General features: G+C 46.0%; 23 protein-coding genes. 9 read left to right on the plus strand and 14 right to left on the minus strand.

The genetic code is table 11. The features are described 5' to 3' along the window. Positions 1–93: 93 nt before the first annotated feature. Positions 94–1,017 carry a phosphonate ABC transporter substrate-binding protein gene (phnD, locus tag AB4405_RS14070; protein ID WP_372061420.1) on the minus strand — a complete coding sequence of 308 codons (924 nt, stop codon included), beginning with the start codon at positions 1,015–1,017 and terminating at the stop codon, positions 94–96. Between the two features lie 68 nt (positions 1,018–1,085). Continuing rightward, positions 1,086–1,925 (minus strand): phosphonate ABC transporter ATP-binding protein, encoded by an 840-nt coding sequence (gene phnC, locus AB4405_RS14075; protein WP_372061421.1) that lies wholly within the window; start codon positions 1,923–1,925, stop codon positions 1,086–1,088. 190 nt (positions 1,926–2,115) lie between these two features. Here phnC and AB4405_RS14080 point away from each other — a divergent pair, with 190 nt between their 5' ends. Beyond that, positions 2,116–2,544 (plus strand): MarR family winged helix-turn-helix transcriptional regulator, encoded by a 429-nt coding sequence (locus tag AB4405_RS14080; protein ID WP_102468889.1) that lies wholly within the window; start codon positions 2,116–2,118, stop codon positions 2,542–2,544. Between the two features lie 111 nt (positions 2,545–2,655). Continuing rightward, positions 2,656–3,831: a multidrug effflux MFS transporter gene (locus tag AB4405_RS14085; protein ID WP_372061473.1), complete on the plus strand. Its 1,176-nt coding sequence runs from the start codon at positions 2,656–2,658 to the stop codon at positions 3,829–3,831. Between the two features lie 108 nt (positions 3,832–3,939). Here AB4405_RS14085 and AB4405_RS14090 read toward each other — a convergent pair whose 3' ends face one another. After that, on the minus strand, positions 3,940–4,416 hold the full coding sequence (locus AB4405_RS14090; RefSeq protein ID WP_372061423.1) for a peptide-methionine (S)-S-oxide reductase: 477 nt from the start codon (positions 4,414–4,416) through the stop codon (positions 3,940–3,942). 218 nt (positions 4,417–4,634) lie between these two features. On the opposite strand from AB4405_RS14090, the gene AB4405_RS14095 reads away from it, so the two are divergent. After that, on the plus strand, positions 4,635–5,807 hold the full coding sequence (locus AB4405_RS14095; protein ID WP_372061425.1) for a MerR family transcriptional regulator: 1,173 nt from the start codon (positions 4,635–4,637) through the stop codon (positions 5,805–5,807). 57 nt (positions 5,808–5,864) lie between these two features. Here AB4405_RS14095 and AB4405_RS14100 read toward each other — a convergent pair whose 3' ends face one another. Beyond that, the gene (locus AB4405_RS14100; protein ID WP_372061427.1) at positions 5,865–6,371 is read right to left on the minus strand and encodes a YgjV family protein; all 507 of its coding nucleotides are present in this window, start codon (positions 6,369–6,371) and stop codon (positions 5,865–5,867) included. A gap of 926 nt (positions 6,372–7,297) precedes the next feature. On the opposite strand from AB4405_RS14100, the gene AB4405_RS14105 reads away from it, so the two are divergent. Next, positions 7,298–7,807, plus strand: a complete 510-nt coding sequence (locus tag AB4405_RS14105; protein WP_372061428.1) for a glycine zipper 2TM domain-containing protein — start codon at positions 7,298–7,300, stop codon at positions 7,805–7,807. A 244-nt stretch (positions 7,808–8,051) separates the two neighbouring features. After that, on the plus strand, positions 8,052–8,537 hold the full coding sequence (locus AB4405_RS14110; protein WP_372061429.1) for a VOC family protein: 486 nt from the start codon (positions 8,052–8,054) through the stop codon (positions 8,535–8,537). A gap of 76 nt (positions 8,538–8,613) precedes the next feature. Here AB4405_RS14110 and AB4405_RS14115 read toward each other — a convergent pair whose 3' ends face one another. Continuing rightward, positions 8,614–9,810 carry a serine hydrolase domain-containing protein gene (locus AB4405_RS14115; protein WP_372061430.1) on the minus strand — a complete coding sequence of 399 codons (1,197 nt, stop codon included), beginning with the start codon at positions 9,808–9,810 and terminating at the stop codon, positions 8,614–8,616. 122 nt (positions 9,811–9,932) lie between these two features. Here AB4405_RS14115 and AB4405_RS14120 point away from each other — a divergent pair, with 122 nt between their 5' ends. From AB4405_RS14120 to AB4405_RS14135, 4 genes are all read left to right on the plus strand, one after another. Beyond that, positions 9,933–10,817, plus strand: coding sequence for a LysR family transcriptional regulator (locus tag AB4405_RS14120; protein WP_372061431.1), 885 nt, complete (start codon positions 9,933–9,935; stop codon positions 10,815–10,817). Between the two features lie 229 nt (positions 10,818–11,046). Then, positions 11,047–12,153, plus strand: coding sequence for an efflux RND transporter periplasmic adaptor subunit (locus AB4405_RS14125; RefSeq protein ID WP_372061432.1), 1,107 nt, complete (start codon positions 11,047–11,049; stop codon positions 12,151–12,153). 4 nt (positions 12,154–12,157) lie between these two features. Next, entirely contained in the window at positions 12,158–15,298 is a 3,141-nt protein-coding gene (locus AB4405_RS14130; RefSeq protein WP_372061433.1) for an efflux RND transporter permease subunit, read from the plus strand. A gap of 293 nt (positions 15,299–15,591) precedes the next feature. Continuing rightward, positions 15,592–15,885 carry a hypothetical protein gene (locus AB4405_RS14135; RefSeq protein ID WP_372061435.1) on the plus strand — a complete coding sequence of 98 codons (294 nt, stop codon included), beginning with the start codon at positions 15,592–15,594 and terminating at the stop codon, positions 15,883–15,885. A gap of 65 nt (positions 15,886–15,950) precedes the next feature. Here AB4405_RS14135 and AB4405_RS14140 read toward each other — a convergent pair whose 3' ends face one another. Genes AB4405_RS14140 through phnH form a run of 9 tightly spaced genes read right to left on the minus strand, consistent with a single transcriptional unit; the run spans position 15,951 to position 23,523 of the window. Further along, positions 15,951–16,595 (minus strand): DapH/DapD/GlmU-related protein, encoded by a 645-nt coding sequence (locus AB4405_RS14140; RefSeq protein WP_372061437.1) that lies wholly within the window; start codon positions 16,593–16,595, stop codon positions 15,951–15,953. Continuing rightward, entirely contained in the window at positions 16,592–17,359 is a 768-nt protein-coding gene (gene phnP / locus AB4405_RS14145; RefSeq protein WP_372061438.1) for a phosphonate metabolism protein PhnP, read from the minus strand. Before phnP ends, AB4405_RS14140 begins: the two co-directional genes overlap by 4 nt. Further along, a complete protein-coding gene (gene phnN, locus AB4405_RS14150) occupies positions 17,356–18,030 on the minus strand; it encodes a ribose 1,5-bisphosphokinase (protein WP_372061439.1) in 675 nt (224 codons plus the stop codon). Before phnN ends, phnP begins: the two co-directional genes overlap by 4 nt. A gap of 3 nt (positions 18,031–18,033) precedes the next feature. Continuing rightward, a complete protein-coding gene (gene phnM / locus AB4405_RS14155) occupies positions 18,034–19,167 on the minus strand; it encodes an alpha-D-ribose 1-methylphosphonate 5-triphosphate diphosphatase (protein ID WP_372061440.1) in 1,134 nt (377 codons plus the stop codon). A 13-nt stretch (positions 19,168–19,180) separates the two neighbouring features. Continuing rightward, the gene (gene phnL, locus AB4405_RS14160; RefSeq protein WP_372061442.1) at positions 19,181–19,993 is read right to left on the minus strand and encodes a phosphonate C-P lyase system protein PhnL; all 813 of its coding nucleotides are present in this window, start codon (positions 19,991–19,993) and stop codon (positions 19,181–19,183) included. An 11-nt stretch (positions 19,994–20,004) separates the two neighbouring features. Beyond that, complete coding sequence (gene phnK / locus AB4405_RS14165) at positions 20,005–20,871, minus strand: phosphonate C-P lyase system protein PhnK (RefSeq protein WP_372061444.1); 867 nt, start codon at positions 20,869–20,871, stop codon at positions 20,005–20,007. Next, positions 20,868–21,824, minus strand: a complete 957-nt coding sequence (locus tag AB4405_RS14170; RefSeq protein WP_372061445.1) for an alpha-D-ribose 1-methylphosphonate 5-phosphate C-P-lyase PhnJ — start codon at positions 21,822–21,824, stop codon at positions 20,868–20,870. The genes phnK and AB4405_RS14170 overlap by 4 nt, the downstream gene beginning before the upstream one ends. After that, entirely contained in the window at positions 21,821–22,918 is a 1,098-nt protein-coding gene (locus tag AB4405_RS14175; protein WP_372061446.1) for a carbon-phosphorus lyase complex subunit PhnI, read from the minus strand. Before AB4405_RS14175 ends, AB4405_RS14170 begins: the two co-directional genes overlap by 4 nt. Then, positions 22,909–23,523 carry a phosphonate C-P lyase system protein PhnH gene (phnH, locus tag AB4405_RS14180; protein ID WP_102468873.1) on the minus strand — a complete coding sequence of 205 codons (615 nt, stop codon included), beginning with the start codon at positions 23,521–23,523 and terminating at the stop codon, positions 22,909–22,911. The genes AB4405_RS14175 and phnH overlap by 10 nt, the downstream gene beginning before the upstream one ends. Between the last annotated feature and the right edge of the window lie 209 nt (positions 23,524–23,732).

Raw genomic sequence — 23,732 nt, forward strand, 5'->3', positions numbered from 1 at the left:
AGTGATAGACAAGCAAATGATTGCTAAGTCAGTATCACCTCTTTGAGCCTATACAGATCTTATAAATAGATTAGCCATTCCTAAGAAAGGCAACTATCTCTGAGCAAACTTGGTGGCTTTAACCAAGTCAATGATTGACTGATACTCATCTACACTGGTATCGGCCAAATGTAACTGCCCACCTGCGGCTTTACTAAAACACTCATTTTCTTCTTTATCGAGTTTCTTGACCGCAGCAACTAAATCTTCTTTAAACGCAGGGTCAAGCTTGTTGCTGACAATCGTCGGGCCGTTTGCAATCAATGGGGATTCCCAAATAATTCGAATTTTGTCCATCAATTCTGGATCATGATTCATGTAGCGCAGTAACGCTCCGGCGGTGTAACCCTGCTTCGCATCGCCCACCATTGATGACCATGTTACAGCCGCATCAAACTGACCATTCAGCACGCCAACAATATCCTGCTCATGACCACCAGAAAAGCTCACCGACTTAAAGAAATTATTGAAGCTGTTATCCATATTACCGCCTAGATTGGTCTCTAATTGGTTGTTTGGAATCAGGAACCCAGACGTTGAATTAGGATCGGCAAACGAGAAAGCCGTGCCTTTTAAATCCTCAATAGATTGGTATGGGCTATCTTCTTTCACCAAGATAACCGAATGGTAACCACGAGAATTATCGGTGTTATCAACGGTGATACCTATCAAATCAACGGCATTGGGATCATTTAGGTAGATCTCAGCATAAGATTTAGGTGACATGTTCATCACTAGATCAATCTTGTTGCCCAATAACCCTTGAATGACTGCATTGTAATCCGTGGAGTTGCGAATATTGGTCTTAACGCCTAATTCCTTGTGTAGAAATTCCGCCACACACTGGTTATCACCAATTTGATCCGAAGCATTTTGCCCCCCTAAAATCCCGAGGTTGATCTCACTTGGTGCTGCCGCTTGCGTGTGAAAAGAAAGTGCCGCTGCAATAATGCCGCTTACTGATAATAGTTTTTTCATTATGTCTTCCTTGTTCATTCTGACCACTGGTGACAGGATTGCCTACCAGTGAGATTGTGGGGGTTTAATCAACCAACCTGATCAAATTCATCACCATATAACTGGTGCAAAACCTCATCATTCAGCCCGGACGGGTGTCCGTCATAAATCACTCGCCCTTTTGCAAGACCAATGACTCGCGTGCAATATTGCTGCACCAATTCAATCGAGTGGAGGTTCACCATCACTGCAATATCATCAGTACTGATTTTTTGCAGCGCTTCCATAATTCTTACTGTGTTTTTAGGATCGAGAGATGCAACTGGCTCATCCGCCAGTAAAATTTTGGGGTTCTGCATCATCGCTCGGCAAATGGCCACACGTTGCTGTTGACCACCCGATAAATTTTCGGAGCGTTGCAGTGCATAAGGCAACATGTTTAACCATTTCAACAAACGGATTGCTTCTGCTCGGTCTTCATCACTAAAGACTTTGAAGAGAGATTTTATTGTTGAGGTGTGGCTCAGACGACCAAGCAACACGTTTGAGATGACATCAAGGCGAGGAACAAGACAAAAATCTTGGAAGATCATGCCGCAGTGAGTGCGCCATTCACGTAGTTCTTTACGTGTCATCGACAAAATATTATCCGTCGACTGGTCTTTGTGGACATTAAGGATCTCACCACTGCTTGCCGAAATGGTGCCATTTAACGTATGTAATAAGGTGGATTTTCCTGCGCCGGATCGGCCAACAATTGCTACAAATTCACCAGCATGCAAATCAAGGTTAATACCATCGAGAACTACTTTGTCCTGTTGATAGGACTTGGTAAGCGCTCGAGTTTGAAGTACTTTTCGCCCAAGTTTGGGTTGTACTATGTCACTCGTCTCACTGACAATGGTCAGTTCCGGCGCAATCATCGCCATAACTCTTCTCCGAATCACCTTTGATTTATTTAACTGGTATTTCATCGTAACTGTTTGACGATTTTTCGATGATTTTGTGACCATATTGTGAACATTGTTACTAGACGAATCCGTCACAAACAATTAGTTGACTCGATCAACCAAAATCAAGATAATAGTTGACTTACACAACTAAATATCAGAAATCGCTATGACGACCTATCGGGAAATAAACCATACCCTGCGTGAAATTCGCATGAAGACTCGTGGAAAAATGGTGGCTGAAGTCACTCGCCAAAAAGTCGAATTCTCTCCGCTCGAACACAAAGCCATGAGTGATATTCGAGAATTTGAGGGCGCCTCTCAACAGATGTTGGTCGAGTCGATGAATCGTGATAAAGCACAAATCGCGCGTATCGTGGCACGCCTGCATCGACAGGATTTGATCATCAAACAGGCAAGTGTCAGCGATAAGCGCTCTGTTGAGCTCACTCTGAGTGAGAAAGGTACGACGCTGCTTGAGCGATTAGACGACGTAGAAATGGGAATGATCAACGAGATGCTCACTGGCTTCTCTGACGATGAATCAGAAACGCTGCGCGTACTGCTCAAACGAGTGAACAATAACTTGGCTTACTAGCTCGTGACATCATCGACGATGTCGTTACATCTCCCCTTACGATAAAGCCAATAAAGAATCATTAGGAGTCACCACTTGAAACAAACACAACCTATATTGGGTAAAACCGGTATGTTATTTTTCCTCGTCATCATCAGTGCTTTTCCGCCTCTGACTATTGACTTGTACCTACCTGCGCTGCCGCAGATGGTCAGCATATTTAATACCGACCAAGCGATGGTAAACCTCACTTTAAGTAGCTATTTCGTTACCTACGCTGTCGGCTTACTCTTTTGGGGCCCGTTAAGCGAAAAATTTGGTCGTAAGCCTGTGTTATTAACGGGAATAGGCGGCTATATGATCGCCAGTATTTTTTGTGCCATGGCTGGTAATATTGAACAACTCATTGGCGCTCGAGTCTTTCAAGCCTTTGCTGGTAGTGCCATTACCGTCGTCGCCACAGCTATTGTAAAAGATCTTTATGAGGGACGTGAGCGTGAAAAAATAATGGCAACCATTATGTCGTTAGTCATTATCGCACCGATGGTCGCTCCGGTTATTGGAGCCTTCTTATTGCAAGTCGCATCATGGCGGATGATGTTTGTCACGTTAGCGGTGTTTGGTGCTTTCGCTTCTGTACTGGCATTTTGCTATAAAGAGACATTAGAGACTAAATACGACGGTTCAATGCTCCGTTCATGGGGAAGATTGGGGGTTGTACTAAAAAATCGAAGATTTATTGTATTGCTTGCCATTTTTTCCGTTACACCAATGGCACTCATGGCGTTCCTTGCGGCAGGATCATACATTTATATCAATGGGTTTGGGCTAAGCGAGCAAGAGTTTAGTTATGCCTTTGCGTTTAACGCGTTATGCGCCTCTTTTGGCCCTGCAATTTATATGAAGGTTTCTCGTCGTATCTCGGTCCAAAAAATCATTACCATGTGTTTCTTATTGCTTGCGGTTGCCGGTGTTCTCACGATTACAATTGGAGCTACATCACCATGGGTATTCGCCGGTATCGCTGCACCAGCGACCTTGATGGTCATTACAATGCGAGTACCAGGAACCAACCTAATGCTTGACCAACAAGACCATGATACGGGCTCAGCTGTTGCCTTGATTCAATTTTTTGCGATGATTTGTGGTTCTTTAGGGATGATGCTTGTCTCCATTCGACCGGAAGCTTTAATTGAAAATCTCGGACTCATACAGCTCGGGGTTGGCCTTACTGGTGGGATCTTATGGGTGCTAGTCAGGCACCGTCCGTTCGTTACGGAGAATCTCGTAGTAAACAAAAAACCTTAATCACACCAATAACGTAATCGAAACGTCTGTGCAGTGACAATGATCACTCACTCTAAAACAATGAAAGAATCAACGCTATAGGCGTTGGTTCTTTCATTATTGAAACGGTTAATTTTTACGATATTTATGCAGAATATTTTGAGGGATATGACAGTAATCGTTAGGTCGCAACGTAAGCCTATCTTGATGCTCATCATCACTTTTTACATAATTCGTCAACGGTAAGACTTCTATCGCGATCTTATCAGCATCTTCTCTCGCTTGCAGATAAGCGGTGACCTTTCGCAAATGTTCCGCGTGAAGGCTATAAATGCCCGTTCGATATTTTATCCCTACATCCTCACCTTGTTTATTGATGCTGTACGGATCAATAATCTCGAAAAAGTAATCCATGAGAGTTTCTACCGACACGATTTTTGGGTCGAATTGAGTCTTTACACACTCTGCATAACCGTCATAGTTCGCGCATGTCGTATCAGAACTCCCATTAGCACGCCCTGCTTGCGTTGTAATCACGCCAGGTAAGTGACGCATAAACTCCTGTACGCCCCATAAGCAACCTCCAGCAAAATAGATATCTTCCACTTGTTACTTCCTTCAATAATCAATATTTTCCCGACAAACTTTAGCCAATATCTTCTCACACCTTAACGACAAGTGCCTCATTACTGTGGTTATCCCATGTTCGTTCTTCCACCGCCTCCCCTAGACAACCCTGCAAGACAACGCTAATTTAATATTGACCTGTCTATTACTTCATAGTTTACAGTCCGTTTTGTACATCAATGATGTGGAGTTCTAACGTGTATCGAATCTCAGAACTAGCAGCCAAAGTTGGCTTATCGCGCACAGCGCTTCTGTATTATGAAAAACAACATCTAATTGAAGGACATCGACTCGAAAACGGCTATCGTGTCTACCAAGATAGCGATGTGCAGCGAGTACGATTAATTCAGCGGCTACAAGCTGGCGGGCTAACCCTTAGTGAATGCAAGGCTTGTCTACAAGCCAAAGTTGACCGAAGTTTGCTGCAGAAACGGCTTTCAGCGTTAGATGAAGAGATCGCAAAAAAACAAGCGTCTCGTCAGTTACTCGCGGCCATGTTAGGAGAGGGAGACATTCGAGCGTGGCATGAACAAACCGATAAGCTCGCCCCCGATGCACATTTAGATTGGATAATTAAGCAGGGCTTTAATGAAAAAGAAGCGTTGCGATTAAAATGGTTATCAAAGAATATGAATGAACACGAACAATACATGGCCGACTTTATGGCTGTTTTTGAGACACTTGAACGCTGGGGCCCAGGCAGTGAAAATGAAACCCTAAAAGCGCTCAATCAACTGCCAACCCGTCCGTGCAATATCTTAGAGATTGGCTGTGGCAAAGGTTTATCAACCACGATATTAGCAGAAAACAGTACTGCAAAAATTACGGCGGTTGATAACGAACCCGCAGCGCTTTCGCGACTCGAGCTTCGCTTGCAATCTACCCCGTTTTCTTCCCGTATCACACCGGTGTGTGCAAGCATGACCGAGCTTCCTTTTGAAAAGAAGCAATTCGACCTCATTTGGTCTGAAGGCAGTGCGTATATTATGGGCGTGACGAAAGCGCTCTCACAATGGAAGCCATTACTGGAAGAGGATGGCCTATTGGTAATAAGCGATATGGTGTGGCTAACCGACGCTCCAACGCAAGAGGCAAAATCGTTTTTTCAAAATGAATACCCCGATATTCAAACGATTGAGACGCGCTTAACGCAAATGACAGCGGCGGGTTATGAGGTGGTGAACCACTTTACGTTAAGCCGCGAAGCATGGCTAAACTATTACCAACCTCTACAACATCGTATTGAAAGCCTACCAGAAGACAAACAAGCGTCTGAGGCGGTCTGTGATATTGCTAAAGAGATTGAGGTGTTTCAGCAATGCATTGGGGAGTATGGTTACGAAATGTTCATACTACGTAAAAACAAGTAATCACCATTCGCAACGCAGGGCATTGATATCATTCTAATATCGATGCCCTGCGCTCATTTACGTAGCAAGAACTGGTTTCTTGATGTGTATTCGATAGTAACCAATAACGCTACTCAGAATAAACAGAACATCCAGTAAAACAGCGACCGGTGAACCCACTATTACGTCGTGAATCCCCCAGACAACCGTTCCTATCACCATAAGCCAACGCATGATTTTATCATTATGACTAAACGACGCTTTAGTATGGAATAGCGAACCAATACAACTCAGTATACTGGTTAAGCCACTAAAAGTGACGGCTGTTCCCAACAGCGTCGCCGAATAAAACAACCACTTCATTCTAGGGTCTGAGGTGAAGATCCCTGCTAGGTATCGACACGCACCAACAATGAGTAAACAAGCCGCTGTCCATTCTTCTAACAATGCAAAGTGCGCGGCAATGAACAACGCAGAGATAAACAACGTAAGTAGCAGCTTGTGACGGCTTTTAAACTGAAATGAAATGACATCGCAGAGTGCTGCGATCCCGACCAATATTTGCGAAGCAATAAAAAATGACACAATTTCCCCCAAGAGGAGACAGTATTAATTTGAGATACGTAATGGTATTCAACGACTTGTACACTGTAGGCTAACGGGATGAAATCTGAACAGCTCACATCTATAATCTATAAACCACACATCACTCGCCATGACAGGCCGACTGATTTCTTTTAAGTGAAATCAATGACGTCGTAAACTTAGTGTTAGGGCGCTTGGTTAGATGAATACTGTTTATTTCACGACACGATAAAAAAAAGCCAGTGTATAGCGTGAACACATAACAAATTTAGTCACAGGGGAGGTAAACGGAGAAGGCTCGACAACTACGATCAATACTGTGTAAACCAGGTAACAAAAGGTGCAATAGATAACACATGGGTTTGTTCCTCCTGTTGAGCGTAGAAAATTAATGCGGAAGTGTATCTGCTCGTTGCACAAAAATATACAAGCCATCACCTTTCGTTACAATTCGATCGTTAAAACTTAATGGACCCTACCAAGACTCAACGTGGCCTTACTTAAGTGATAAATACTATTCACTTGAGTCGTCATTATGTTGATGTCCGGTTTATGCCTTGGCTTACACCTAACAAAACACCATATTTTGGGGCCTATCAACCCCATGACAAGCGTCAATTTTTTCCTCGCTGCCTTAGTGATCTCCACCTATATCAATGATGACATGCTCTCACAGTCATCAGTCAGTCTAATGTTGCCACTATAAGTGGGTATTTTGCTAACAAAAGTGCCGAGATCACTTTTCAAATCATGCTCAGCATTAAGTATAGCTAATCAACAAACATACTAAATGGATGTCATTTTACACCGCGTTAATATTGCCCTGACTCTTCACCAGACAATGACATAGACTTCATTTCCCCCTGATTTAGCTGCGAGTTTTCGCCTTACCATACGGCTCAAACCAAATATAACTAGGAAAAAACATGACAATGAAAGCAGTGGCGATAGCAGTAACAGGGGTGTTTTTACTCTCAGCATGCAAAGAAGAAGCACCGACTCATGCAACCATTACGCTGGTCGAGGCCGTCACCCAATCTATCAAGACGCCACATCAAGTATGTAATGATGTGGTCGTAACAAAACAAGCTGATATCAAAGATGAAGGGAAGGTTCTCGGGACGTTAGGAGGCGCTGCCGCTGGCGCGGCACTGGGTAACCAAGTGGGCGGCGGCTCCGGAAAAACCGTCGCGACCGCCGTTGGTACGGTTGCGGGTGCCATGACGGGAAGAAAGATTCAGGACAATGCTCAAAAAAATGATACGGTGAGCACCACAGAAAAGCGCTGCACCACCGAATACACAACCTCCACTCAGGTCGCGGGATACGATGTCACTTATGATGTTGCGGGCACTTCAACAACCGTACACATGGATAAAAAACCGCAAACTGACACGTTTCCGATTGTTTCTGGCCAAGTCATCATTCCTCAATAGCTGAACCTGTCCCACCTATACCACAGCTCAAGACTCCAATATGTGTGGCCTATTTACGCTGGTGATTAACCAATAGGCTACACACATTCTGATCGTCATTTTTTTCAGCATTACGGATGACCGTTAAATAACAAAAAATTATCATTTTGAGAATTATTAATAATTTCTATTGATTAATTCCTTTCCATATACTCTCCTCATCGAAACAAATACGACATAAATTCTTAAGAGAGTGGAACAGATTATGAAAATGAATCACGTAGGCATCATGGTTGGCGATATGGACAAAGCGGTTGAGTTTTATACCAAAGCACTCGGTCTTAAAATTGTCATGAACAATACAAAAGTAATGGAAGAGCGTGAAACGGCTATTGGCCGCATGTGTATCGCGGTATTCGGAGAAGGCTTTAAAGGCTTTAACATTGCACACCTCGTCACTTCTGACGGCATCGGTGTTGAAATGTTTGAAATGAAAGAGCGCCAAGAGCGTCATGAGGTTGATTTCTCTCGTCTTGGTATCTTCCACTTCTGTTTACAAACCGATGACTTTGCTGGCGCTATTGAACGCACTGAGCAATATGGTGGTAAGGTTCGTATGGATATCATGCGCTATCACCCCGAAGACGACAACAAACTGGCGCAGATGGTTTATCTAGAAGACCCATTTGGTAATTTGTTCGAGCTTTACTCGCACTCTTACGAAGAGACTTATGCAACTGATTACGAGTAATCGACACAAGAATGATGAATAAATGGGGTTGGCATGCAGTCAACCCCATTTTGTTTTAAAGCCTAATCTCCATAAACTATTGAGGTTGCGCTCTCATATACTTAATCACATCATATACAGCTTCATATTCTTTATTGAAGTGATCGTAAGGCGCGGGTAATTCCGATTGCACCATACTATTAATCGCAATAATCACGCCAGAATCCGGGTCAGCCCAAATCAACTGTCCTGCCCAGCCACTGTGACCTAAACCGTATTCATTCATGATGGCTGACTTATAGTAATGGCTATCAATGTGAGTGAGTAAAGAGGGGACTGGCTGTCCCATTTTATGGGCGTCTTTCATATCTTTTTTCGCTTGATTTTTGTTACTGATCAACAGACGGCCATAACGGGCGAAATCAATCGTTGATGACATCATAGAGGCACCAATAACGGGGGTACCCTCAAAATCTGTTCCCATAAACATGGTATTTTCCCCACCTACCTCATGGAACAAGTCACGTACCTGTTTATCGAGAGCGACACCAGTAGCCGCTTCAACCAACCAACCAATCACGCTGGTATTAATGGTCGCATAATTGGCGATATCACCTTGCCACTCATTGGTTTCATCCATTTTTTCGACCGACTCGATCCATTCACGTAACTCAATGCGCTCATCATTACGCTGCAGTCCGATAACCCTTTCATCTTTATCAAAATTATCTAACGCTTTCGGGTCACCAGTATAAGCCGCCAATTCAGCAACCGCATGGTTAACATTCATGGCTGCAACATCACCAACCGTTCGGCCTTTAAATCCAGAACCTATAGACGGAATAAACTTTTCCACCTTATCGGTAAGCTTGATTTTTCCGTCGGCAATCGCCTTGTTCAACAAAATGTAACCAATAGATTTTGTCGCAGATTGATCAGAAAATGTCGTATCTCGGTTATGACCGTTACGATACTGTTCCAATAAGACCTTTCCTTCTGTCGTCATAATGACAACTGAGCCAGTCGCAGGGTGATTTAAAATACGAGCAACGGATGGGATTTCATGCAGATTATAATCACGTTGTTGGTGATCTACCCTAAACACATCTTGAGCATTCACCGCCAACATATTGGGATAAAACGTTGGCATCGCCGCTTGCCCAACGTGGCGCTGCTGCTGCCAAGTATCAATGTTCAATGGTACTTGGTTCGATGGTGACGTCTCTGCATAAGCAAGGCTTATTGAGGTGGCGAGTGAAACCACAACGGCTAGTTTTTTAATGGCGTTATTCATAATGAGCCTCTTCAGTGTTTAAGGTGACTTGTCGAAATTTCGTTCATTATCTATAATATTTTCAATAGGTGATAATAGGTTTCCTATGGTATTTACATAGGATTAATAACGAGAAGCCGTTCATGATTAAACCTGATTTATTAAAATGCTTTATTGCCGCTGCAGATTCTGGTTCTTTTAGCGCCGCTGGACGTTTGTTAGGGAAACACCTTGCGACCATCAGTGGGAATATCGCACGACTGGAAGATGAATTGGGCGTATTACTTTTTGACCGAGAGGGGAAATACCCTCAACTCACCGACGCAGGAAGAAGCTTGTACGACGGAGCCAAAGTGGCCGTTGACAGTATTGAGCGATTCACCCGCAACGCCCAGCAATTGTCGATGGGTATCCCCGCACACTTTACCGTGGCAATTGACGAAAATATTGACTTAATGCCGTTCGGAGCGATTTTCAGTGCTCTACAACGCCAATGGCCTGATCTCAAGTTATCGGTATTGAGTTTGGGAACTCAAGAGATATTAGATCGCACACGAAGTCAGCATGTCGATTTTGCCCTAACTCCAAGCGTCGAAGGGAATAGCCAATTTTATGAATTCAGAGCCATCGGATACGGCAATATTGATATTGTATGTGGGCACCGACATCCGTTAGCAAAGAGGCGCCATATCTCGAATGATGATCTTTTAGCGCATACTCAGGTAATAGGTTCTTCAATACTTGAAAACAAAATCCTTCATGATAGTTTTAAGATGTCATCATCGCTGTGCGAAACCAATGGGTACGCTAACCTCCTAGCCTTGATTAAAGCGGGACTTGGATGGGGCTTCCTCGTTCGGTTAGGTGACACACCACAAAGCCTCGTCACTTTACAGCCTGAGTTTGCCCAGACACAACTGCAGTTGCAATATGATGTGATCTGGCCAAAAAATCAGTCTTCCACTGATATCCATCAATTCTTACTTGAGCAAATCGAATCGCTTTTTAAAAGCACGCCATGCAGTTAGAACAAAGAAATCGAACTATTATTAACTATCTATTTTTAAGATGGATATTTTTTATTTCCAATGCAGAAAACAGCATGGTGTTACAAAAAAGTAGATATTCAGTTCTTTTTTTATCAAAAAAATGATAGCAACTGTCGCGACAACCCTGAATATCGAATGGATTCTAATTAGAAGTATCATTAAATCAAAAATAAGATGAGCGCCTCCCTTACCGATTCCAGAGGTCCTCATGCGCCACTCCAAAACGCTCATTGCTTGCCTGATTCCGCTGATGTTAGCGGCTTGTCACTCTCAGCCTGAAAGCGTCACAGACGTCACGCCTTCGGTTGATGTCCTGACCGTTAACACGCAGCCTTATTACCACCAAGAACAGTTTATTGGGAAAACCGCAGCCATCCACAAGGTGGATATTGTTCCTCGTGTATCGGGGTACCTAAAGTCTCGTCACTTTACTGAGGGGGAGCATGTTACAAAAGGAGACTTGTTGTTTGAAATTGATCCTGCGATGTTCGAGATTGAAATTCAGCGCCTTGATGCGGCATTAAAAGAAATCGAGGCTGAATTTAATATCATAGACAAAAAGCATCGAAAAGCCGTTGCCTTGGTGGCCAAACAGGCACTTTCTTCTTTGGAGCTCGATCAACTCACCGCAGAACGGACCTCTTCTCTGGCGAAAATTGAAGCTGCAAAATCTGAGCTATCCCGAGCTAAGTTGGAGCTTTCTTATACACAAATCACCGCCCCTTTTGACGGTATTATCGGCGCGAGTGACTACAGTCAAGGTGCACTAGTTGGCCCCGATACTGGCCCATTGATTCAAATCATCAGTTTTGACTCTGTCTACGTGAATATCCAACTAGACGAAAAGCAGCACGTCAACAACCTTCAAAAGCAACTCTTTGAAGGCGGTGATATTACCCCCCCAGACTTCTCACTTAAGCTCGCTAATGGCACAGAATATGATCACTTAGGTGAATCCAATTTTATTGATAACCATATGGACAGTTTAAATGGGTCAATTCGTTTCAGAGTTAAGTTCCCTAACCCTGATAATCTATTGATTCCCGGACAATTTGTTACGGTAACCAGTATTGATAAATCCCCAACATCCTCCATCTTCATCCCACAACACGCCGTTCAAGAAAATCAACAAGGCCGCTATGTACTTGTCGTCAACGATAACAACATTATTGAAGCCAAATATCTTGAAGTAGGCGAACGCGTTAATGATCAATGGTTAGTCGAGTCAGGCTTATCCGTTGGTGAACAAATAGTAGTAAAAGGATTACAAGCTATTCGGTTAGGTACGGAAGTCGAAGTCAATCAGCGAGGGTAACAACATGGCTGAATTTTTTATTAACCGCCCTAAGTTTGCGATAGTATTATCCATCGTGATGACCATTGCCGGCCTTCTCACCCTAGCAAAAATGCCGGTTTCTCAATTTCCTAATATTGTCCCCCCTTCAATTGAGATTTACGCCGTCTATCCTGGCGCTGATCACAACACCATTCGTGACACCGTCGCCACTGTCGTTGAACAAGAAATTAATGGCGTCGAGGGCATGATTTACCTCGAATCCAAATCCAATAATGACAACACCTATTTAGCTTATGTTACGTTTGATATTGGCACCGACCCCGATAAAGCTCAGGTCCTAGTGCAAAACAGGGTAAATAAGGCAATGGCAAAGCTGCCTGAAGAGGTTAAGCGTCAAGGTGTCACCGTAGAGAAGGTGGCCAACTCAATCTTGATGACCGTCAGCCCGTATTCTCCCGAAGAAAAGTTCGACAACCTTTACCTTTCTAACTACGCCTCACTCAATATTAAAGACGCGCTACTTCGTGTCGAAGGCGTAGGTAAGGTACAAGTCATTGGAGAGCAAAACTACTCCATGAGGGTGTGGCTCAATCCAGAGAAGATGGCCGCTAGACATGTGACAGCGTCACAAATAGCCAATGCCATCTCTGCACAAAATACGACCGTTGCAGCGGGTAAAATTGGAGAAAGACCGACCGCAGGCAATCAAGTATTCCAATACACGATTCAAACCAAAGGACGATTACTCGACGCCGACGAATTTGAAAACATCATCTTGGCTTCAAATAATGACGGTAGCTTTGTTCACCTTAAAGACGTTGCACGCGTTGAACTCGGAGCAGAAACTTACGCTGCAATAGCCACATTTTCTGGTAAAGACAGTCCTATCCTTGCGATTTATCAAGCGCCGGGTGCCAACGCGGTGCAGGTTGCCGAAGATGTACGAAGCACGATGGAAAACCTAAGCAAACGCTTTCCACAAAGCATGGCGTATGAGGTATCTTATGACTCCACGACCTTTATTAAGGTCTCAATGGACGAGGTATTTGAGACCCTGTATATCGCGGTCTTCCTTGTTATCGCGGTTACTTATTTATTCTTACAAAGCTGGCGCGCTACCCTTATCCCAGCCATCGCAATTCCAGTCTCTTTGATTGGCACATTCGTGGTGATGGCGGCAATGGGTATTGATATCAACACCATCTCGATGTTTGGGCTTATCTTAGCCATAGGTGTGGTCGTGGATGCCGCTATTGTCGTCATCGAGAACGTCGAACGTTTGATGGAAGAAGAGCATCTCGATGCTAAATCGGCGACCTCAAAGGCAATGAAAGAAGTGACAGCGCCACTCGTGGCCTCCGCATTGGTTCTGCTTGCGGTATTTGGTCCTGTCTCCATTGCACCAGGCATGGTCGGCCAAATGTATCAGCAGTTTGGTGTGACCATTTCCGTTTCAACCATCATTTCAACCATTGTGGCATTGACCCTTACTCCGGCATTGTGTGCCGTGATGCTCAAACATGAGGAGAAGAAAAAACGTGGCATACTTGCTGCCTTCAACAAGTTGGTCACCACTGTCACCGGTGGCTATGTTAGCTCGGTTAGTTTCCTAGGTCGTCGATTAGTCCTGTCTACTTGTCTTTTTGCCGCTATTTTAGGCGGGATTTATACCTTAGTCGTCACGACGCCAACGGACTTCATTCCGGCCGAAGACCAAGGCTCATTCATTATTGACGTCAATCTTCCTGAGGCTTCCGCACTCGACCGAACTGATCTGATGGTTGACCAGATGGTTAATGAACTTTCCTCACTTGATGGCATAAAGCACGTTATTGCCGCCAAGGGATATTCATTACTCAAAGGCGCATCATCCCCCAACTCAGGCATGATGATTGTGGTACTTGATGATTGGAGTGAGCGCCCAAATGCGGAGCAAAGTGAATTCGCACTGGTCGCACAGGCCCAAGCCATCATCGATAAAAATAGTGATGTTTCAGGGATGGCTTTCTCTATGCCTGCGATACCGGGACTAGGGAATGCTGGCGGCTTAACACTGCAGATTGAAGACCTAAATGGGCGCTCAGTCGAAGCAATGGCACCCGCGTTAGATAGCTATCTTAATGCACTCAACCAATCAGAAAAGATTGCGATGGCGTTTACTACCTATAGCGCCAACGTACCACAACTTTATCTGGATATTGATCGCGCTAAGGCGCTAGCACTGGGTGTTGACCTGCAAGACGTCAACCTGACACTCTCCGCCATGATGGGTAATTTGTACGTCAATGACTTCACAAAATACGGCAAAAACTATCAGGTCAACCTGCTTGCCGAGCAAGAGTTTCGAAACAATGAAAGAGACCTAAGCCGACTTTATGTGCAATCAGAGAGCGGAAAAATGGTAGCCATTTCGACCTTTGCTCGCTATGAACCTCTTGTAGGGTCAGACAACACGGCGCGCTATAACCTTTACAATACCGCACAAATACTGGCTATCCCTGCACAAGGCTTCAGTTCTGGTGAAGCCATCGCAGAAATGGAACGGCTCGCCGATTCAGTCCTTCCATCCGGTTACGCGTATGAATGGACGGGCATGACTTATCAGGAATTGGCGGCAGGCGATGCAGCGCCTTACCTGTTTGCATTGGCGCTTTTGTTTACCTACTTGTTCCTAGTCGCGCAATACGAAAGTTGGTTAATTCCGATGGCTATTATTCTTTGTGTACCCACTGGTTTAATTGGCGCGCTGGGGTTTGTGTTCGCTGCAGGTGGCACGATAAACCTATATACCCAAGTTGGCCTAGTCCTCCTTATTGGTATGGCAAGTCGAAACGCAATATTAATCGTTGAGTTTGCTAAAGTACTGAGAGAAGAATCCAAACTATCGATTATGGAGTCAGCCAAGCAAGCTATCGCCTTACGTATTCGCGCCGTCATGATGACTGCCTTCTCATTCATTCTTGGCGTATTACCGCTCGTTATCGCCAGCGGTGCTGGTTCTGCAAGTCGCAATGCGTTGGGGCTTGCAAGCTTTGGTGGCATGCTAGCAGCAACCGCGATTGGGTGTGTGCTGGTCCCGGTATTCTTTATCGCACTGCAAAGGTTGCGTGAGTATTGCAATCAAAAACGTTCGATGAAGAATGATGCGACAGCGATAGAGTAACACCGTCACCTATCGTGACTTAAATGGCGTCCTATACTCGCGGCTCAATCGCTAAAATCGGTCGTAGTAATGCTCAGCCAAGTCTTATTCATATAAGGCTTGGCTTTTTTGTGAGTGACAATATCCTCCCCAACGTTCATTTAATATCTCGATTGCAAGCTTTCTTCTGGCCCACCTATTCAAACAATTAATAGCTCATATTTTCTCATTCCTTTAAATGCTAGGTAAAGTAGCTCCACGTCAAAGGAAGGACCGTTAATACCATCTAATCATTTGTTTTAAAGGTAATTTCAATGAAAAAATCCATCCTACTCATGACACTTATCGCGACTGGCGCTCAGGCTTATCATCCTTGCGAGGCAGGCAACGAAATCACTGACGCTGTAGAAGGTGCGGTTGTTGGTGGTGTCGTTGGTGCCGTCGCCGGTAATGCCACCGCAGGCGCTGCAATTGGTGCAACCGCTGGCGTCATATCAGGCGCCTATGATGACGTTGATTGCGAGAACTACCTCGCAGACGAAATGGTGTCCGGAGCCATTGAAGACGACATTGAAGATGAAATTATTGCCGACGCAATGTGGGATTAAATACGTGCAGGTCATTTATACGGTCACGATGAATGACCTGCCATTCGCCAGTCTTGACGAAAATCTTATTGAAGGTTTTCAAAGTGCGCCAAAAACTCACCACAATCTCGTTGAAAAATAGGTAATGCTAACGCAATTTTTTCTTCGCTCCAGTGCCACCAGCCCAGCTTATCTAGCCGATCAGCGTAGCTGTTATCCTCAAATCTTGGACGTAGAACACGCGCAGGATTACCCACGACAATGGTGTAAGCGGGCACATCTTTGGTCACCACACTTCCTGCACCAATAATGGCACCGTTACCCACCGTCACGCCAGGTAAGACAATCGCGCCATGACCGATCCAAACGTCATGACCAATCATAACTTTATCCTCTTCACGCCAAGAAAATACCTCGTCATCGAGTGTCGCTGGGTTTTCTCCTAGTCCATATTTTCCCGGACGATAGGTAAAATGGTGCAATGTGGGCCGCCACCAAGGGTGGTTACTTGGGTTAACCCGTACATTGGAGGCAATGGAAGTAAACTTACCAACGGAAGTAAACATGAGATTACAGTCATTTTGAATGTAACTGTAATCCCCCAAAGAGACGTTATTAAGCACACAACGGTCCGACACTTCGGTCCAATGGCCTAATTCCGTTTGGTGCAGTTTCACACAAGCAGAAACACTCGGTTCAGCCGATAATGGGGTAGAAAGTGGTTGGCTCATAGCGTGATCTCCTGACCGTCGCAAAGTAGTTGAATTGAATGGGGAAGAGTATGACTATGGCGGCTCAGCCAATTGACGGTATCGTGGCTGACATGTACCAACCCTAAGTTATCTGGCTGGCAATCTGCGACCATCTGAACAACTTGATTCACATCATTATGGTTTTGTCGTAACCGCGTTGCTTCACACTCTATCGGGGCATAATTACAATCAGTAATTATCCATTGAACGGAGCGAGCGGCTAGCCACTCTTTGGTTTGATCAGGCAGCCCATTGGTGTCAGTCAAGTACGCAAGACATTGGCCATTCCATTCGAATGCATAACCAAGACAAAGTCTGGAGTGATTCAATGGCAGTGGCGTGATCGTCACGTCTTGCCAACTAAACGCTTGAAACGGATAGGCACGAGTCGAAAAATCAAGCAAACCGGCATGCTTGTAGAGATCATCACAGCCGATGGGATCATCGGGGGAGATCACGGGAATGGGCTTCCCTACGCCCCAGCGAAGATCAAACAAACTGTGTACATGATCCATGTGATAGTGCGTCACTAATATCGAATCCATGCTTCCGGCAGGGAAGCGCTGGAGAAGATCAGGCGCATTGGCATCAATCAACAACTTGCGTCCATTGTGCTCAATGTAAGCCGAGGTTTTTTCACGTTTCAACTCAGGATGAACAAGCGCCTGTAAACACGCCTCACATTGACAACCATATACAGGCAACATCGCGCTATTTCCTGTCCCTAGCATCACAAGTTTCATTGTATTCCCACTGACTGTACTTCTATCGAGTCGACTTTTACCGATTGCTCTTTTGCCGACTGAACCTCATTGTCGTTAAGCACTCGACGTTCGTGTAATAAGGTAAATTGCACGATGCTCTCTTCAACAGTGCCACTATTATTGATTATCCAGGCTCCCTCCCCTTCCGGGGCATAAGCCTGCGCACGTTGCAGTCTTTGTTCTATCTGCTGGGGCGTCTCTCTGCCTCTACTCATTAGGCGATCCCTTAATACCGATGTATCCACCGCAACAAGCACAGGCAGCAACTGATCGCCAAAGACAACCTTAGCTTGTTCAAGTTCGGCACGAGATCCATTAACAACCACAGATAGACCTTGCGATAGCCACGCTTTCACCTCCATCCCTACACCATAATGCAGGCCATGAGCTTGCCAACTCAAAGAAAACAGCCCCTGTTGTTGGCGGCTGTTAAACTCGCTTGTCGTCAGCGCGACATGGTTCTCGCCTCCCGCATCTGCCGCTCGAGTGATGTAGCGATGCGCGACAATAATCTCACCGATAAATGCCGCCCTTATCGCATCAATCAGCGTATCTTTTCCTGCTCCAGACGGACCAATTACATAATAAAGTTGGGGGTGGTGACGACTCGGTTCGAACGAGTTTTCTTGTGTCATCGAGTGGTATTGCATGGATTAGAATACCTTCTTACCTTGTCGCCACACTCGTGCCACCAGCGGATGGCCATCGACTTGTCTAGCCAAGACTAAATCGGCACGTTTTCCCTCCGCAATCACACCACGGTCGTGAAGATTTAATGCCTGCGCGGGGTTTATTGTGGCCAGTTGCACCGCTTGCGGCAGCGTGAGTGTATTGCGCTCATCCGCCGCTAAGGTATAAACCGCTTCCAGTATGCTCATAGGGTAATAATCGGATGATAAAATATCCAAAACACCCAATGATGCCAATTCGTGCGCTGCCACGTTGCCAGAGTGGGACCCGCCACGAACAACGTTTGGCGCCCCCATTAAGACCTTAAGACCTAACTCATGGGATTTTTGTGCAGCCTCGACGGTGGTAGGAAATTCCGCAATCGCCATGCCCAACGCTTTGGACTCTAAAACATGTTCCGTTGTCGCATCATCGTGGCTCGCCATTGGGGTATTATGCTCGCGACATTGGCGGCAAATTTCGTCTCGATTTTGTTTTGACCAACGTTGCGATAGCTCAACCTGCATTTTTTCAAATGCCGCCATCTCCGTATCACTCATGTTGTACTTACCTTGGTAGTAAGTACGGTACTTCTCTACATTCACAAACTGACGCTGACCAGGTGCATGGTCCATCAATGACACTAGCTGTACTTCTGGTAGGTCAATAAAACGCTCAAACATGCCCACTGTCGTTTCGTGAGGGACTTCGCAGCGAAGGTGCAAGCGGTGTTCTGCACGCGTTAAACCCCGTTTTTGGCTGTCGATAACCGTATTAATGAACAAGTCTAAATTGGCTTGTCTTTTTTCTTCACGAAAGTCCCCTAGTGCAACGGCATCTAACACCGTCGTAATGCCGGAGCCAATAAGCTGAGTATCATGTGCACTCATGGCAGAAAACGGCGGCCAATCAACCTTGGGGCGAGGGGTAAAATACTTCTCGAGGTTATCGGTATGTAGCTCAATAAAACCAGGCATTAGGTAGCCATTTTCACCATCATAAGCACCCGCAACCTGGCTGTGAGAATCCGACATACTGACAATATTGCCATCTCTGAGCTCGACAGAGCCTTTGACCACTTCATTATCTAAAACGAGATTTACGTTAGTAATAATCATGTTATGTTCTCCGTTACACACACGCTGAGATGGATGATGTCGTTAGATTGGATTCAACACTTGAGCAAGGCTGAACGAGCTTCTGTTCCGATTGACTAGGTTGACCATTGTTTGTTAAAGGTGCCGCCCCCTTTTTCACATCATAAAGACGGTCAGCGACCTGATCACGCGTCAGTTCATCATGGAATATCCCTACGATGGCAGCCCCTCTTGCTTTGGCTTCTTTGATGAGATTGACCACAACGGCACTGTTTGTCGCATCCAGCGACGCCGTCGGCTCATCGAGTAATAAGATGGGGTAATCAACGATGAAACCGCGAGCAATATTGACGCGCTGTTGTTCACCACCAGAAAATGTCGCAGGGGCTATATTCCACAAGTGCTCTGGCACATTCAGTCGTGTTAATAATGATTGTGCTTTGGCTTTGGCTTGCTCACGGCAACCGCCCATCTCAATCATGGGCTGCATAACCACATCTAAGGCACTAATCCGCGGAATCACACGTAGAAACTGACTCACCCAACCAATAGTGTGCTTGCGAACATTCAGTATTTCACGAGGCTGTGCCACGGCTAGATTGATCCAGCGCCCTTGATGGATCACGTTAATGTCACCACTATCGACCAAGTAATTAGCGTACAGCGCGCGCAGTAGCGTTGACTTGCCTGAACCTGAGCGACCGTTTAACACCACACACTCTCCCTCAGAAACGGAAAAGTTGGCATTAGACAGAACCGATAGTTCAGCGCTTTCTTGATTGTGTAAAACAAAGGTCTTGCTGACATTCGATACATGCAATCGGGCATTGTGTAAATGAGCATTCATTGAGGCGTTCCTTAGTTCTGCAATACAGAAGAGACAAGAAGTTGAGTGTAAGGGTGCTGTGGATCATCGAGGACTTGATCCGTTAATCCGCTCTCTACGACTTCACTGCGGCGCATCACCATGAGTCGGTGCGCGAGCAAACGAGCAACCGCAAGATCATGAGTCACGATCACAACAGCAAGATCAAGCTCAGTCACTAAGCGGCGCAATAGATCCAACAACTTAGCCTGCACTGATACATCCAGCCCTCCCGTTGGCTCATCCATAAAGATCAACTTAGGATGTGTCACCAGATTACGAGCGATCTGCAATCTTTGCTGCATACCCCCAGAGAAGGTTGTTGGCATGTCATCGATGCGATCGAGTGGGATCTCGACATCCGCCAGCCATTTACTTGACGCTTCACGGATGTCGCCATAATGGCGTTCGCCTACTGCCATGAGACGCTCACCAATGTTGCCACCCGCAGATACGCGAGCCCGTAACCCATCCATAGGGTGTTGGTGCACCACACCCCACTCCGTGCGAAGCAGTTGACGTCTTTGGCTTTCCGCCATTTCATACAGGTCTTCCAGCTGACTCATTTGCTCGCTCCCTTTACCTCGGACATACAGTACCGATCCACTATCTGGTACTTGTCGTCCAGACAATGAAGTCAGTAAGGTACTCTTACCGGAACCAGACTCTCCAACGATGCCCAAGACTTCACCAGGGTAGATATCAAAAGACACGTTGCTAAAGCCCTTACCCGGTGCATAAAGCTTAGTGAGCTTGCGTACTGACAATAATGGTTGTTCTGTACTGGCTGGCCGTTCCGTCTCTACTGACGACGCAAAAGCGGCGGCTTGTTTAGGGGCATCATTTAACTGCATGTTCATGCCACACCTTCCTGTGATTGCATCGGGTCATTCTCTGCCACTCGGTCGCGACAGTAATCGGTATCGGAGCAAACAAACATATGATTGCCTTTATCATCCATCACCACCTCATCTAAGAAGGTGTCCGTCGAGCCACAGATCGTACATGGGTCTTCCCACTGCTGGATCTCAAACGGATAGTCTTCAAAGTCGAGGCTTTGCACCTTAGTAAACGGTGGAATCGCGTAGATACGCTTTTCACGACCGGCACCAAATAGTTGCAACGCGGCCATGTTGTCCATTTTGGGGTTATCGAATTTAGGAATCGGCGACGGGTCCATAATGTAACGGTCATTAACACGCACCGGATAAGCATACGCCGTAGCAATATGACCAAAACGAGCAATATCCTCATACAGTTTGACGTGCATAATCCCGTACTCTTGCAGGGCGTGCATTTTTCGTGTTTCGGTTTCGCGAGGCTCGATAAAACGCAGTGGCTCAGGAATCGGCACTTGATACACTAAAATTTGGTTTTTCTCTAACGTGACTTCTGGGATGCGGTGACGGGTTTGGATGATCGACGCCTCACGCGTTCTTTCTGTTGTTTGCGCGTCGGCGACCGATTTAAAGAACTCACGAATGGAAACGGCATTGGTCGTGTCGTCAGCGCCTTGGTCAATCACCTTTAGCGTATCCACCGAGCCAATAATTGCGGCGGTAATTTGCACTCCGCCAGTGCCCCAACCATAAGGCATCGGCATTTCTCGTCCACCAAACGGTACCTGATAACCTGGGACCGCGACGGCTTTAAGTAATGCTCGACGAATCATGCGCTTGGTTTGTTCATCCAGGTAGCCGTAGTTGTAGCCCGTATCGGTATACGACGGTTCGTTATCAGCGACAGCGCTCGAGGCAGTATTGTGACCACCTTTCACGTCTTGCAGGTGTGTATGCGTGTTGTCGTGGTTCATGACTGTTTCTCCTGCGTCACGGCATCATGTTCAGCGTGCATCTTACGAAGCAGCTCAAGTTCTGCTTGGAAATCTACATAGTGTGGAAGCTTTAGGTGTGATACAAAGCCAGCGGCCTCTACGTTATCGGAATGCGACAGTACAAACTCTTCATCTTGTGCGGGTCCATCCACCGCTTCACCGTACTCTGGTGCCTGCAATGAACGGTCCACCAGCGCCATCGACATCGCCTTGCGCTCGGTCGCACCAAACGTCAGGCCATAGCCGCGAGTCAGGGCAGCCTTTTCTGTCTTACTACCAACAAAGCCATTGATCATCTGACACTCGGTAAGTTCTATCTCACCAATATCAATGGAGAAACCCAGCTCTTCGGGCGTCAGTGACAGGGTGGTCATTCCGGTGCGAATCTCTCCGGCAAACGGGTGGTTTCGACCGTAACCGCGCTGCGTTGAATAACTCAATGCGAGTAAGAACCCCTCATCACCTCGAACAAGATTTTGCAACCGAGCCGAGCGGTCACACGGATAATTCACAGGTGCCATGGTGATGTCTTCTGGCACTTGCTCATTGTCTTGTTCCTCTTTCATCAATTCGAGACGCTCTAAGATACCGAGCACCTGCGGACAAGGTTCCATTTCAGCGCTGACCTGCTGCTCCAAGTTCGATTCTGTGCATGGTGGCTCACCTTCTGCCAACAAGCTAAAATCCAGCAATCGATGCGTATAGTCATAGGTTGCACCCAATATCTGTCCACCGGGTAAATCTTTGTAGGTTGCCGAAATTCGGCGCTCGATGCGCATATCGCTGGTATTCACTGGGTTAGATGTGGCGAGGCGTGGCAACGTCGTACGGTAAGCGCGCAATAAAAAAATAGCCTCGACTAGGTCGCCATTGGCTTGCTTGATCGCTAGTGCTGCCAGCTGTGGGTCGTAAATACCACCCTCGGTCATGACTCTGTCCACCGAACCGGCGAGCTGCTGGCTGATTTGCGCCACGCTTAATTCTGGTAACGCCTTGTTGCCACGACGTTTTTTAGCTTGAAGTTTATGGGCTTGCTGAATCGCTTTTTCACCACCCTTCACGGCTACATACATGGAGAAACCTCAACGTTAGTGGTACGGGGTAAACACAGTATTTGTTCTTCATGAACCAACACCAAATCGATGCCAAGAGGAAAATCAACGCGCTCCTGGCGAGACTCGAGAAATGACAAAAAGCCGTCTGGCACATCACCAACGAATGCCTCGTCAGTCGTTTCAATGCCAGGACCTGATAACAATAATCGTTGACCGGACGTCAGCGAATCTAGCTCAATAATCACGGTTGTCGCGGCATCTGGGTACTCTTCACAACCAGATTTGAAATCGAGGAGTTGTTGACTAATCTGAGCGATATCTGACTTGGCGATCACAGCGAAATCGGCATCTGCTTGCTCAAATACAATCGGAGCGCCGCAGTGAAAGCGCACGTTATCCAACACAGCCTTATCGTTTTGCAAAGTGGGCGACAACCAAATATTGGTGGCGTTATCCGCCAAACTCAGTAAGGTTTGTGCCGCGGCGGCATGCATGATGCCAAATCCTTGGCTTCTATCTAATGTCACCAACTGTCCGGGTTCAGACATGGCTTTTAACAGTTGTCTGAAACAGTATTGGCTATCGTGTACCGCATCTTGAAAGGCGGGTGTAATGGTTGTCATAGTGGTTACCTGTTGGGTTGGCACCTTGGCCACGCCGTTATCATATTGTTGATGTAAAATAATGAAGCTTTACACAGCACTCACTCGAAAATGGACGGCTGCAGACTCGCGTTCTCGACGAACATATCTTCTCTGCAAACTATTTTTCCCGTGGGCTAATCTTCTTCGCGGATGACACTTCCACGTGGATGCGTCTTTCCCACAAATTC

The organism is Vibrio sp. 10N.261.51.F12 (assembly GCF_041471725.1).
Taxonomy (GTDB): domain Bacteria; phylum Pseudomonadota; class Gammaproteobacteria; order Enterobacterales; family Vibrionaceae; genus Vibrio.